Here is a 14,875-nt window from a genome sequence, read left to right as displayed (position 1 = left end):
TATTAATTACCTTAAGGCTAACCGAGTTCTGCCATTAATCGATCCAGTTCTTGTTGACTAAACTGCATCTGGGGAAAATCAGAAGGAGTGTAACCCTCAGCTTCGGGGGACTGACAGTGAACAATGAGCGATCGCAACGCTTCAATAAATACTTGAGCCAGCTTTTCAACCGTGGTTTGTTTATGTAATGCTTTGCTATAAGTCCAATTTATATGCAGTTGACTACAAACAATTAATGCACCTACCTCCAGCAAACAGTCGCGGCTTCCTCTAGGACTTTGTGTTTCTCCAGCAGATTCAGCAGCAGGTCGAAACATAGAGGTTTCAGAAATTACTTGGTCAAACTGACCTAAGAAGTTAAATGTTATCTCTGCTTGGGGTAAAGTTTGCACATCAGCAATTGACTTTTCACTGAGATAACGCAATACACCATAGTTAATACCTTTACAAGGAATATTACGCAATTGTTCTTTTACCGTCTTTAATGCTTCTCCATTACTAAAAGTGGCTGTGATATCTAACACCACCGGAAAGATACTAGTAAACCAGCCAACAGTACGGGATAAATCCACGTTTTCTAAAATGTCTTCTCGTCCGTGACCTTCCAAATTAATCAAAAGTGAACTATGACCAGTCCATTGATAAAATGTCTGCACAAGAGCAGTTAGCAAAATATCATTAATTTGAGTTTGATAGGCTGCTGGTACTTCATGTAATAAAGCTTCGGTTTCTTCCTGGGTAAGACTAACTGAAATGGTACAAGCTGAAGCTACAGTATTTTCTCCATTTAAATCGTCAATAGGCAAAGAAGAAATATTTTGGTAAGACTGACTCAACCAATAATTTATTTCTGCTTTTACAGTTTCCGAGTTAGCGTATTCTTGAAGTTTTTCAGCCCACTGTTTTACCGAAGTAGTTTTCGCTGGTAGTTGTATCTCTTGCTCTCGGCTGAGTTGTTGGTAAGCAGTTTGTAGGTCTTCTAGCAAAATCCGCCAGGAAACTCCATCAATGGCGAGATGGTGAACGGTAAATAATAATCTGTTGGGTTGTTTTGCCCCCATTACAAATAAAGCAACTTGAACTAATGGACCTTTTGATAAATTTAAGCTGGCTTGTAGAGCAGTAGCTTTAGCCTCCATAGCCTGCTTCTGCTCGCTTTGGGATAGGCTTGATAAATCAATAATCGAAAAAGGTGATATTCGATCGGGAGCTGCAATAATTGACTCCCAACCAGATTCAGTTTGCATAAAGCGCAAACGCAGTGCATCGTGGTGAGTCAGTAATTGGCAGATAACCTGCTCTAATAAAATTGGGTTACAACTTCGATCTACTTCTAGCAATACCGCTTGATTCCAGTGATGGGAATCAACAAGTACCTGTTCAAAAAACCAACTTTGAATAGGAGTTAGAGGTAAAGAACCCGTAACAAGACCTTGTTCGGTTTCAATTTTTGTAATTGTACCTGCTACAGCAGCTAAATCGGCAATTGTCTGATATTCAAATATCTGTCTGGGGGTTAGCTGCAACCCAGCTTGTTTAGCTTTAGCAATAATTTGCAGACTCAGTATCGAATCTCCACCTAACTCAAAAAAATTGTCATTAATACCAACTTTCTTGAGTCGTAGGGTTTCAGTCCATATCTGCACCAGCGTTTCCTCAATTGGAGTGCGGGGTGTGATGAAAACCGTTTGTAATTCGGGTCTAGCGGCATCTGGTATAGGCAGGGCTTTGCGGTCTATTTTACCATTTGGTGTCAGTGGTAATTTTTCCAAGAGTACAAAAGCAGAAGGCACCATATACTGTGGTAGACTTGCTTTCAAGTATTTTCGTAACTGTGGTATCAGTTCACTATTATTTGCTGAGTCAAAATTCCCAGTAGTAGGAACGATATATGCTACTAAACGTTTGTCACCAGGGTTATCTTCTCTAACTATAACCACAGCTTCTCGGAGGGGTGGATATTTACTCAGGACTGCCTCAATTTCTCCCAGTTCAATCCGAAAACCGCGAAGTTTGACTTGGTTGTCAATGCGTCCTAAAAACTCGATGTTTCCATCTGGAAGATAGCGAACTAAGTCACCAGTTTTATAAAGCCGTTCTTGTGGTTTTTGGCTGAAAATATTAGTAATAAACCTTTCGGTGGTTAATTCTGGATGGTTGTGATACCCTCTGGCTAAACCTTCACCACCAATGTAAAGTTCTCCAGTAACGCCTACTGGTACTGGTTGTAAATAGTCATCTAATATATAAAGTTGGCTGTTAGTATAAGGTGTGCCAATTGGTACTAACTGTTGAGCTGGTAACTCTACTGTGGCGTGTTCAAAATATGAACTGTCGATTGTGGCTTCGGTTACACCAAAAGAGTTAATTAACCGTGTTTCTTTACCAAGAACATCACGGAATTTACTATACTCGGCTCCATACCAACTATCAGAACCACAGATAACCAACCGCATAAAATCGAGTTTTTGTTGGCTTTTTTCTAGGTACTGCACAAGGTTTCTTAATACAACTGGTACAAATTCCGCGCAGTCAATTTTGTGTTGACGCATCAATTCATAGAGTTGTTGGGGTTCTAGAAGTATTTCCCTTGGACACAGCACTAACTTTCCACCAGAACACAAAGCCCGAATTAAATCTCCAGAAAAAACATCAAAGGAAAAGCTAGCCATTTGTAAATGACAGCGAACTTGAGAACTTAGTTGATAAGCTTTTTCCCAAGCATAGTAAGCATTAACAAGGTTGTTATGTTGAATCATTACCCCTTTCGATTTACCCGTAGAACCAGAGGTGTAAATCAGGTAGGCTAAATTTTCTGGTTGTACGTTGCTGGTTGGGTTAGATTCTTCTTCGTTAGCAATTAATTCCCAATCTGCATCTAAATATATGACTTTCTCTGCATAGGTGGAAATAGTTTCAACCAGTCGCTTTTGAGTGAGTAGGATATTACAACCCGCATCCTGCAACATGAATTCTAAACGTTGCTGTGGTTGATCTGGGTCTAATGGTACATAAGCACCACCTGCTTTTAAAATACCTAAAAGTGCGATCGCCATTTCTAATGAGCGTTCTACACAAATACCAATTAATTGGTCGGGTATTACTCCTAATTTCTGTAAATAATGAGCGACTTTATTAGCTTGCTGATTTAGTTGTTGATAAGTAAGACTTCTACCTGCAAACTCTACTGCGATCGCCTGAGGTGTTTGCTTAACAATGTTTTCAAATAGCTGATGAAGGCAAATATTTTGGGGATAATCAACTTTGTTGCTATTCCATACTAATAGCTGGTGTTTCTCTGTATCTGTTAACAGTGATAAATCTTTTATTTCACTGTAAGGATGACTCACCATGCCTTGCAACAATGTTTGGAGATGTCCTAACATTCTGTGGATGGTGGCAAAATCAAAGCGATCGCTCTGATAATCTATAACAATTTCTAACTCTTCACCAGGAAGAACACTAACTGTTAAGGGATAGTTAGTGCGATCGACAGTACTAATGCTTTGAACTACTAAATTCCCTTGCCATTCTTTTAAAATCCTGTCTACTGGGTAATTTTCAAATACTAATATGCTTTCAAATAAAGGCATCCCTCTTGGTACTTCACTCCAACCTTGCACTTCTACCAGTGGGCTATATTCATATTGCCTTATTTCTGCTAGTTGTGATTGTAATTTTCTCAACCAAGATAACAAAGATTCTTTAGTATCAATTGTGACTCGTACAGGTAGAGTATTGATAAACATCCCCACTATAGACTCGGCTTTGGCTAAATCTGCTGGACGACCGGAGATTGTTACACCATAAACTACATCTGTTTCTCTACTGTAGCGGCTTAAAAGTAGAGCGTAAGCTCCTTGGACAAGGGTGTTGAGTGTGAGTTGATTCTGTTTTGCTAAAGATTGTAGTGCTGTGGTGGTTGTTTGTGAAAGCTTGATTACTTGCCGATTGTATTTCTCTGGTTGGTTGGATAAGTTTTTATTATTTAAATTAATTAAGGGCGTGGGTGCTGTAAAGCCCTGTAATGACTGTTGCCAAAATTCCTTTGCTTTGTTTAAATCTTGTTGTTGTAACCAACCAATATAATCACCAAAGGAACTCTCTAATAATAAAGGTAAATTTTTACCTTGGCAAAGCGATTGGTAAATTTCTACTACTTCTTTTAAAACTAAAGCTGTTGACCAACCATCTAAAATAAGATGATGTTTACTCCAAACCAAGTAATAAGAATCATCGTTACAGCGAATTAAATTCAGCCGCATTGGGCATGGTTGTGTTAAGTCGAAATTGCAGGTGCGATCGCTCTCCAAAAAATTATGCAATTTCTGCGACGACTCATTTGGGTTTAGATTTCGCCAATCGTACTGTATTAGCGATATTTTGACTTCCCGATGCACAACCTGTAAAGGTTTTTCTAGATTTTCCCAATAAAAAGCTGTGCGTAAAATAGTGTGGCGGTTGACTACTTCTTGCCAAGCTTGTTCAAAAGCTACAACATTAAAATTGCCTTTCAGGAAGTAACATAACTGGACAAAATAAACAGCCGATTCGGGAGCATACAAACTATGAAAGAGAATTCCTTGTTGTAAAGGTGATAGTTCATAAATATCTTGGATATTGTCAGCTTTCATATGTTTTACTTCCCACTCCCTCGGTTAATTTTTGCCAGTAAAAAGTCGAGGTCTTTTTGGCTTACTTTTGCTTTGGAGAAATCAGAAGGGGTATAACCTCCTGCATCAACTGATTGACAATGACTAATAATTTCCCGCAGTGCTTGGACAAATTTATCCGCTAGATTTGACACAGTAGTGTCTTTATGTATTTTGGTGCTATAAGTCCAATCCAGTTGCAGGCGGCTTCCACTCACAAACCCGCTAATATCTATGAGATGACGACGGTTTCCTAAAGGACTACGTTCTGTACGACTCGATTCTGATGCTAATTTAAATAAAGAAGATTCTTGTAAAATTTGGTCAAATTGTCCTAAATAGTTAAAACAAACTTCTGCTTGAGGTATAGCAGCTAAACTTTCAGCAGTATCGCTGCACAGATAACGCAATACACCATAATCAAAACCTCGATTGGGTATACTACGTAGCTGTTCTTTAATTGCTTTTAAAGCATCTCCAATCGCACTATTTTCTAAATTCAACAGAACTGGAAAGACGGTAGTAAACCAACCAACTGTACGAGATAAATCAATATCAGCAAAAATGTCTTCTCGTCCATGTCCCTCTAAGTTAACTAACAGCGTTTGTTCTCCTGTCCATGCTGCAAAGGTTCTTGCTAGTGCTGTTAACAAAACATCATTTATTTGTGTATGGTACTTGGCTGGAACTTCTTGCAGTAGTGCTTGTGTCTCAGTTTCATTGAGGAATACAGAAAAAGTTTGACTTGTAGATACAGTATTTAATCCGCCTACATAGTCCACTGGTAACGGAGAAACTCGTTTTCTCAACTCAGAACACCAGAAATCTAATTGTGAGTGTAGCGTCTTTGTATTTGCATATTCTTGCAGACGTTCACTCCATTGTTTAAAAGAAGTAGTTTTGGCTGGCAATTGAATTGCTTGATTTTGCTGAAGTTTTTCTATAGCTGTTTGCAAATCTGACAATAAAATTCGCCAAGAAACGCCATCAATAGCTAAATGATGAATGATAAACAGTAAGCGATTATTTTGCTGGGAACCTAAATCAAATAGTGCCACCCTCACAATGGAACCATTTGATAAATCCAAGCTTGCCTGTAGTTCTGTGGCTTTGGCTTCAATAACCACTTTTTGTTGTAGAGGTAGTTCGGAAAAATCGAATTTAGTAAATGGTACTTCAGCTTCAACACCAGCATTAAACGATTCCCAACCATTAGCTGTGGGGCGAAAACGTAAGCGAAGTGCGTCATGGTGTGCTAGTAAACACTGTATTGCTTGCTGTAAAATGTTAGGTTCGATATCTTGCTGTAATTCTAGCAACAACGATTGATTAAAATGATGCGCCTCTGGTAAATTTTGACCAAAAAAGCTATGTTGAATTGGTGTCAGTGGTACAGTACCAACTACCAATCCTTGTTCTGATTCTGTTGTTAAACTAGTATCGGCAACTAATGCAAGTTTAGCAATAGTTTGGTGTTCAAAAATTTGCTTAGGAGTGAGACGTAAACCTACTTGATTTGCTTTAGCGATCGCCTGAATACTAATAATCGAATCTCCACCCAATTCAAAGAAGTTATCGTGAATACTAACTTGCTCTAAATTGAGAAGCTCTGCCCAAATTTTAGCTAATGCAATTTCTACTGGAGTATGCGGTGCAACAAAAGCAGCAAGGAATTCTGGTTTAACTGCATTTGTTGCTGGTAAAGCTTTTTTATCGATTTTACCATTAGCTGTTAGTGGTAAAGCCTTCAAGAACACAAATTGTGAAGGCACCATATATTCAGGCAGTTTTTGCTTGATAAAATCGCGCAATTGGGCAGGTTTTAAATCTTCTTGCCCAACTATATAAGCTACAAGCTGCTTTTTCCCTGGATGAGCTTCTTTTGCAACTACAACTAATTCTCTTACTTGTGAATGTTGACAAAGTACAGCTTCAATTTCCCCTAGTTCAATGCGATAACCATGTAATTTTACTTGGTCATCCATTCGACCCAAAAATTCTAAGTTACCATCAGGTTTATAGCATCCTAAATCCCCAGTTTTATAAAGTCTTGCTTCAGGTTCACTACTGAATGGATTACGAATAAATCGCTCGTTAGTTAGTTCTGGTTGATTTATATATCCTCTAGCTACATTATCTCCACCTATATAGATTTCTCCTGTTACACCCAAGGGGACAGGTTGGCAATAGTTATCGAGTAAATATATTTGGGTATTGGCTAAAGGACGACCGAGAGGTACAGTATTTGATGACGTATCAGTAGAGATTTCTTCTACAGGATAGGTGAGTACACCAACGGTAGTTTCTGTTGGACCGTAGTGGTTAAGAATTTTGCATTGTGGTGCTAATTCACGTACCCGTTTAATTAAATCCCAGGTTGCAGCTTCACCACCAAGAATGAGGTGCTGACGTGGTAGAAGTTTTTCGGGATATGAGCCTGATAATAAAGCTGATAGGTGTGAAGGAACTATTTTGAGGCAATCTATAGAATAGCGATCGCAATATTCGGCAAATGCAACTGGATCGGTAGCACGTTCCTCTGCAATGATATGCAAGCATCCACCTGTACACAAGGCGGAGAAAATTGCTGTGTTACCTAAGTCTGCGGCGAAGGTAGAAACAGTGGCAAAGCTAGCCGTATCTGGTAAATCGAGTTTTTCTAATATACCGTTAACATAATTGACTATTTGCCGATGTTCAACTGCAACACCTTTGGGTTTACCTGTTGAACCAGAGGTGTAGATAACGTAAGCCAAGTTTTCTGAACTAGCAGGCTTGAGAATGTTATCTTGAGGCACGCTTAGATTTGCATCAATACAAATTATCTGCGCTTGGAAATTTATTTTGTCAACAAGGTGCTTTTGAGTTAACAGCACCGATACTTGAGCATCCTGCAATCTGAAGGCTAATGCTGCTTCGGGTAAAGAAGGTTCTAGAGGTAAGTATGCTGCACCTGCTTTGAAAATGCCCAGAATACCAACTATCATATCCAAAGAACGTTCAATGCAAAGTGCAACTACAGTTTCCGGTTGGACTCCCAATGATGCCAAATGATTAGCTAAGTTGTTAGCTTTGGCATTTAGTTCTTGATATGTTAAATGTTGATTGTCAAAAACAACAGCAATATTATTTGGTGTGCTATTAGCCTGTGCTTCAATCCAGTGATGAATGCACTGATATGGAGAAGTAGTTTTTGTATTGTTATCGACTAATAGTTGCTGACGTTCTTGTGGAGACAGAATTTCTAGTTGAGCAATTGAAGTCTCTGGATTGTTTATTGCACTACTTAAAAAAGTCTGAAACTGTGCTGCTAAACGTTCAATGTCTTTTTGCTCAAATAAGTTAGCATCATAATATAATTCTGCTGCAAGTGAATCAGCTTGTTGCCAGCATAATAATTTCACCTTGAAGCGTTCAATACAGCTATATATTTTTTGAATAGAGAAAGTTACGTCACCAGCAAAATATTTACTGGGTTGGGATACAAATTCAAAGGCAAAGGGTAAAAATGATGATGATTGAGTATCTTTAGTCTCAGCGAAAAACTCTTCTGGATTCAAAAAGTCTTGCCATTGAGAAACTTCACTAATTGTTTTATCTAACTGTCTTAATATATCAGCAAGTATATATTCTTCTTGTACTTGAATACGAATAGGTAAAGATTTAGCTAATAATCCGACTGCTGAGTGTAATTCTGCGTAATTTCTCCCGTCACAACACCAAGCTAAAACAGGTTCAGATTTGTTAGTCAAACGCCATAATAGGACTTCCCAGCAAGCCATCAAAACTGTCGAAATATCAACAGAGTATTTTTGTGCGATCGCTACAATATTAGTTGTCGTAGCAGCATCAAAGTTGATGTTAATAGCTTTGGGTTCAAATATTTGTTTTTGGTTAACCTTTTTTTCGTCTGGTAATTTACCTATAAGAGAATTAGGCACTTTTTGATTGTGCCAATAATCTTTTGCTGTTTCTGCTTCTTCTCCCATTAATAAATCATTTTGCCAAGCAGCAATATCTGCATATTGTAAAGGTGTATCTTCTAACTCATGTTCCTGCAAATAAGCATCATAAGTGGCGCTAATATCATGCACGAGATGGTGCGGGGATATTCTATCTGCACAAATAGCTGATATTGCTATTAGTAAAATACAATGACGATCGGATTGTTTAATTACATCAACCTTGCTAGTAAAACCTTTTTCTAACTCAAAATATAATTTATTAACTTCTGAAAATAGATTATCGATATTTAGTTGTTGGCTTTCTGTATCTAAATCATGCCAATCATAATAGTTCTTAATAGATGCTTCTCCAATAACTTGTAAAGGAACTGCCATTTCCGCCAAGGTAGGAAAGCTAGTACGTAAAATTTCATATTTAGCCCAAACATTATGTATGGCTTTTTCTAAAATTGTATATTCAATATTTCCCTCTACTAAAACTGTACACTGAATGCGATATGGCTGATGGTTGTTTTCTTGTTGTAATAACCATAAGCGTTTTTGCTGAGGTGAAATTTGAAAGCCTTCTATAGATACTTGCATAATGTTTCTAATGTACTTACTATATTTAAACTATTTGTTGCTATAAGGTTGTGCCATACCTACCAAAACTTTTCTCGCGCCTGTGAATGGCTTACGTCCATGAGCAACTAGCATATTATCTAATAATAAAATATCTCCTTCTTGCCAAGAGAATGTTACTGTTTCTTGCTCATATATTGCTTGAATTTCTTCTAATACAGATATTTCAATTTCTGAAGCATCTCCATAATAAGAGTTTCGTGGTAATTCTTCAGAATTTAGTACAGCAAGTAAAGATTGACGAACTTCAGCTTTTAAGCTTGAAATATGAAATAAATGTGCTTGATTAAACCAAACTAAATCGCCAGTCTGAGGATGGGTAGCAACAGCTTGACAAACTTGACGAGTTTTAAGTTTATTTACATCTAGCCATGTAAAATCAATGCCAGTAGATTGACAATAAGCTTCAACTTCGGCTTTATCGTTAGTTTGAAATACAGTTTCCCAAGGTAAATCAATCCCTTGTCCATAATTACGGACATACATAATCTTTTTCTGAATAAATTGCTCTTTGATTTTTGGATCTATTCGTTGAAATACTTTACGACTATCAGCAATTGGTGTTTCTCCGCCTTGCTCTGCTGCCTTTACACAAAAGAAGGCAATTTTCATTGGCCAATTAAGACAATAGGCCATTTCGTTATGTAAAGGAATTGATTGATCGGGTGGATATTCTGTTGATGTGTATATCTTACCATCAACTTGACTACGCGGAGTTGAACGATAAGAGTATTCGATTAATTCTCCTGCTACAGCCTGCATAAAATTAGCAAATTCGCTATGAGTATTAATCGGAAAATTGCGAAAAAGCAGACCTCCGTATTGAATTAATTGTTTTTCTATCCAGTCACGGTTACTGCTAGCCCAACTGACTAAATTCACACCATCGACAGCAGGTTGAATGACAAGAGGTAGTTGTTGAGTAGATTCTAAGAAATTGGTTGTAACCAAGTTTTCTGAAGAAACTGTAATTGATTTTCTTTTGAATGTTTTTAAATTCATTTTGTTTAATTATGATTCAATTTTGCCAGTAATCGCCTTGCGCCCAATTTTGCCCAACTTCTGAACCCGAGCTTGTTGTAGTTCTTGATTTTGAATAAGTTGCTGTTGTTTTTCTGTTTCCTGCATTAGTTGTACTAGCTGGTCAAGTAACATCTCAGGTTGTTCCACAACGGTTGTTAGTAGTGTTTCTAAAACAACTGCCATGCGAGTAATAGTAGTTGCATGAAATAAATCTGTTTTATACTCAAAAAAACCTTCTAGCCCTTCTGGTGTTTGTGTGAATTGTAGCTTTAATTCATGGCGAACAGTGCCACTTTCACTTTCTAAAAGGCTGAGATTTAGCCCTTTCATTTCAAGGTTGGATTTAGGAGCATTTTGCAAAACAAACCATACTTGAAATAGTGGTGAATGATTTAAATTACGCTGTGGTTGTAGTTCTGCTACTAACTTATCGAAAGGTAACTCTTGATGTGCATAAGCTCCTAAAGCTGTTTTTCTTACCTGTTGCAATAACTCTTGAAAGCTGGGGTTATGAGAAAAAGAGAGATTAGTACGTAATACTAGAGTGTTGATAAAAAAGCCAATTAACCCCTCTAATTCACTACGGTTACGGTTAGCAATAGGAGAACCTACAAGAATATCTTCTTGCTTTGTATAGTGGTATAGCAAAGTATTGAAAGCTGCCAGCAGAGTCATAAATAAAGTTACACCTTCTTGCTGACTGAGAGATTTGAGCTTGTCAGTTAGTGTTGCAGATAGAGTGAACGAGTGTTTTTTTCCTAAAGAAGTTTGTAGTTGGGTGCGGGGTTTATCTGTTGGTAATTCTAGAATTGTTTTAGCGTTCTCTAACTGTTGCTTCCAGTAGGTTAATTGGGTATCAAGCCTTTCTCCTTGTAACCATTGCTGTTGCCATACTGCATAATCAGCATATTGAATTGGTAACTCTGGTAGCAAAGAAGGTTTTCCAGTTGAAAAGGCTTCGTAAAGTGCTGTCACCTCGCGGATAAACACTCCTGCTGACCAAGCATCAGAGATAATATGGTGCATTGTTATTAACAAGATGTGTTCTTCTTGGGTGAGACGCAAAAGCGCCAACCGCAGCAATGGCGCTTGTGTCAAATCAAATGGCTGCTGGGCATTTTCTACCTCTAGCCTTTGTACTTCTTTTTCTCTTTCAATTACTGATAAATGCTGTAAATTTACAATTGGTAAAGGTACTTTTAACTCAGAAATAATTTTCTGAATTGGTCGCCCTTCCACAACTGCAAAGTACGTCCGTAAAACTTCATGTCGCCGCACGATCTCGTTAATACTGTCTTCTAATGCAGCTACATTTAGTGTTCCTTGCAGTCGCACCAAGTTAGAACCATTGTAGGCTGTTGAGTTGGGATTTAATTGATGGAGAAACCACAGCCTTTGTTGAGCAAAAGACAAGGGTAATTCTTCATCGCGTGAAACACGTTTTAGAGAAGGTTCGGAATTTAATTGTGGTTCAGCCTTCAATGCAATTTCTATATGTTTGGCAAGTCCGGCTACTGTGGGTAATTTAAACAAATGGTGTAGCGTTAGTTCTACCCCAAACGTTTTTCGTACTTGGGAGATTACCTGAGTAGCAATAAGAGAGTGTCCACCTAAATCAAAGAAATTGTCATGGATACCAACTTGCTGTAAGCGGAGGATTTGCGCCCAAACTCCAGCCAGCATTTCTTCAACAGGTGTGTGAGGAGCGACAAAGATATTTCCTAATTGAGCAATATCTGCTTGGTTCGGTGCAGGTAAAGCTTGACGATCCACTTTACCATTAGTTGTTAATGGCAGAGCATCTAACTGGATAAACGCTGATGGCAGCATATATTCTGGTAGTTGCTCTTTTAGATAACTCCGCAGTTCGCTAGGGACTGGAGTTACATGACTATCAGGCACAACGTAAGCTACCAAACGCTCGTCGCCTGGTGTATCCTCGCGCACTATGACTACTGCTTCCTCTACGGCTGGGTGTTGTACCAGTAATGCTTCTATTTCTCCTAATTCGATCCGAAAGCCTCTTACTTTTACTTGATTATCTATTCTTCCTAAAAACTCTAAATTTCCGTCTAAACGAAAACGAACTAAATCACCCGTCTTATATAGCCTTGCACCCGGTTCGTCACTAAAGGGATTGGGAATAAATTTTTCTGCTGTGAGTTGAGGACGATTTAAATATCCTCTCGCTACACCAGCGCCACCAATATATAGTTCACCTGGAACTCCTATGGGTACTGGCTGGTAGTACTTATTGAGGACGTACAGTTGGGTGTTGGCGATGGGATGACCAATAGGAATTGAGCCTGAGAGTGTTTCACCCTGGGGTACTTGATAAATACAGCAACCCACAACCGTCTCTGTTGGTCCATATTCATTAATTAGCATTGTGTCTGGTGCAAACTTTTGCCAGAAGCTAACGCTTTGTGCTAATAGGTTTTCGCCACCGATGATAAAGGCTCTGGTGCGACCATTTGCTTGTGAAGGTGATAATTGGTGTGAGAGTAATTGCAAATGAGCAGGTGTAATTTTTACTAAGCTATAGTTTGAGCCTTGAGATAAGGCACTGCGTAAAGACTCGATGCTTTGGTCTTCTGGGAGGAGTTCTATGCAACGTCCTACTAATAAGGGGGATAGACTAGTAATAGTGAGATCGAAGGCTAGAGAAGAGTGTACTACAGTTCCTTTGCCTTCTTGGACTGCATAGGCTTGGGTACACCAAGTAAGATAATTAACTAGTCCTCGATGGGGAACGAGCGTTCCTTTTGGTTTACCAGTGGAGCCGGAGGTATAAATAATATAGGCTAGGTTGTCAGAAATGGTCTGGCTAGTCGGGTTAAATATATTTTGCTGCTCAATTTTTTCCCAATCACAGTCTAAGCAGAGTACTTTAGCATTGTGAGCAGGAAGAACTGGGAGCAGGTGTTGTTGAGTTAAGAGTATGGGTGCAGAGGTTTCTTCTAAAATAAAAGCTAACCGTTCTTTGGGATGGTTGGGATCTAATGGTAAGTAAGCGCCACCTGCTTTCAGAATTGCTAACACTCCAATTACCATCTCTAGCGATCGCTCTAAGCAAATCCCTACTATGACTTCTGAGCCTACACCCATCTGTTGTAGGTGATGAGCTAACTGATTGGCGCGTGCGTTTAGTTCACTGTAAGTTAGTTGCTGGTTGTCATACACTACTGCAACATAGTTTGGTGTGCGATCGCACTGCGACTCAAACCAGTGATGTATACATTGGTATTGAGGAGCAACGGTTTTCGTGTTGTTGTCAACTAAAAGTTGAGTGCGTTCTTGGGAACTGAGGATGTCAAAGCTAGCGATCGCTCCTTGGGGATTCTCAATTACACTCGTTAACAGTGTCTCGAATTGACTTGCTAAACGCTTAATAGCTTCTAAAGTGTAGACATTGGCATCATAGAAAAATTCAAGCTTTATAACATCATCTTGACGGACACAAGATAATTTGAGGTGAAATCTGTCAATACAAGCATACTGTTGATATATTGAAAAGCAGATATCACCAGCATATTGCTTGGCTACAGCAGAAGTAAATTCAAAGCAAAATGGGAAGAATAAACTTTCTGGATCTAACTCTATATTTTTCTCCCAGGCAAACCTACCATGTAATTCAAATAGGTCTTCTGTAGCTTCTTTTACCTCTGATAATAAATTTATAAATTCATGTTCTTCTTCAAATTGGCAATATAAAGGTAAATATTTACTTAATATTCCTAGAGAATATTGCAATTCCTCGTAGTTACGACCATTACTAGCAGTGCCGATCATTAAGTCGGTATTTTGAGTTAAACGCCAAAGTAATATTTGCCAGCAAGTTAAGAAAAATACATAGGTAGTAATATTTAATTTTTGGGCGATCGCATCTATCTGAGCCACCAAATTGGGCTGGATTTCTTTACTGTAATATTGAGGATTAAAATATAAATCTCTTGTTTGCTGATTTGAATAAGGTAGTTTTAAATTAAAAATACTATTTATGTTTAACTGTTTTCCACCATTTATTTCTGCTTCTCCTGACTCTAAAACCTCATTCTGCCATTCAGCAATTTCGGCATATTGCATCGGTTCCTCAGCAATTTCCTCCCCAGATAAACAAGCACTATAACATCTACCAAGCTCAACAACTAAAATATTTAATGATTCTAAATCAGCACACAGAGCAGGTAAACTAATCAACAATATGTGTTTTTTTGGCGATATAATCACTAAGTCAGCGTGTAAAAGTGATTCTTGCTCACAATCAAAATTCTTTTGACATAAAGATTGCAATAGCTGTTCTAAGCTATTTTCTAAAGTTTCTTGTTGCGGAAAATAATGTTCAGAAAGCGATATATTATTAACGCGATCGCTAATTACCTGAACGGGAATTTTCATGACTCCATTGTAAGTGTGGAAGTTTGTTCGCAAAATTTCATGTCTATTGACGACTTGATGTAAGGCTGCTTTTAAAATTTCTTGATTTAAATTCCCTTCTAAAAGGATTGCACAATATGACTGGTAAACAGAAGAGTCCTTTTGTAATAACCACAAACGCCGTTGTTGTGGCGAAAGTCTAAATCCATGTATTTGTGTTTGCATCTTTCTTACAAT

General features: G+C 38.3%; 4 protein-coding genes. All 4 read right to left on the bottom strand.

Annotated features, from left to right (window positions below; translation table 11 throughout):
- Nucleotides 1–17: 17 nt before the first annotated feature.
- Genes CHRO_RS18220 through CHRO_RS18205 form a run of 4 tightly spaced genes read right to left on the bottom strand, consistent with a single transcriptional unit; the run spans nt 18 to nt 14,863 of the window.
- On the bottom strand, nt 18–4,634 hold the full coding sequence (locus tag CHRO_RS18220) for a non-ribosomal peptide synthetase (RefSeq protein WP_015155706.1): 4,617 nt from the start codon (nt 4,632–4,634) through the stop codon (nt 18–20).
- 5 nt (nt 4,635–4,639) lie between these two features.
- Nucleotides 4,640–9,199: a non-ribosomal peptide synthetase gene (locus CHRO_RS18215; RefSeq protein WP_015155705.1), complete on the bottom strand. Its 4,560-nt coding sequence runs from the start codon at nt 9,197–9,199 to the stop codon at nt 4,640–4,642.
- A gap of 30 nt (nt 9,200–9,229) precedes the next feature.
- On the bottom strand, nt 9,230–10,240 hold the full coding sequence (locus CHRO_RS18210; protein ID WP_015155704.1) for a TauD/TfdA family dioxygenase: 1,011 nt from the start codon (nt 10,238–10,240) through the stop codon (nt 9,230–9,232).
- 9 nt (nt 10,241–10,249) lie between these two features.
- On the bottom strand, nt 10,250–14,863 hold the full coding sequence (locus CHRO_RS18205; RefSeq protein WP_015155703.1) for a non-ribosomal peptide synthetase: 4,614 nt from the start codon (nt 14,861–14,863) through the stop codon (nt 10,250–10,252).
- Between the last annotated feature and the right edge of the window lie 12 nt (nt 14,864–14,875).

The organism is Chroococcidiopsis thermalis PCC 7203 (assembly GCF_000317125.1).
GTDB classification, from domain to species: Bacteria; Cyanobacteriota; Cyanobacteriia; order Cyanobacteriales; family Chroococcidiopsidaceae; genus Chroococcidiopsis; species Chroococcidiopsis thermalis.
The sequence above is the reverse complement of the archived record's forward strand: the minus strand, read 5'-3'. Positions and strand labels throughout refer to the sequence as shown.

Excerpts from the sequence above, each read along its gene's own strand:
- CHRO_RS18215 (WP_015155705.1), bottom strand. The coding sequence starts at position 9,199 with ATGCAAGTATCTATAGAAGGCTTTCAAATTTCACCTCAGCAAAAACGC.
- CHRO_RS18220 (WP_015155706.1), bottom strand. The coding sequence starts at position 4,634 with ATGAAAGCTGACAATATCCAAGATATTTATGAACTATCACCTTTACAA.
- CHRO_RS18210 (WP_015155704.1), bottom strand. The coding sequence starts at position 10,240 with ATGAATTTAAAAACATTCAAAAGAAAATCAATTACAGTTTCTTCAGAA.
- CHRO_RS18205 (WP_015155703.1), bottom strand. The coding sequence starts at position 14,863 with ATGCAAACACAAATACATGGATTTAGACTTTCGCCACAACAACGGCGT.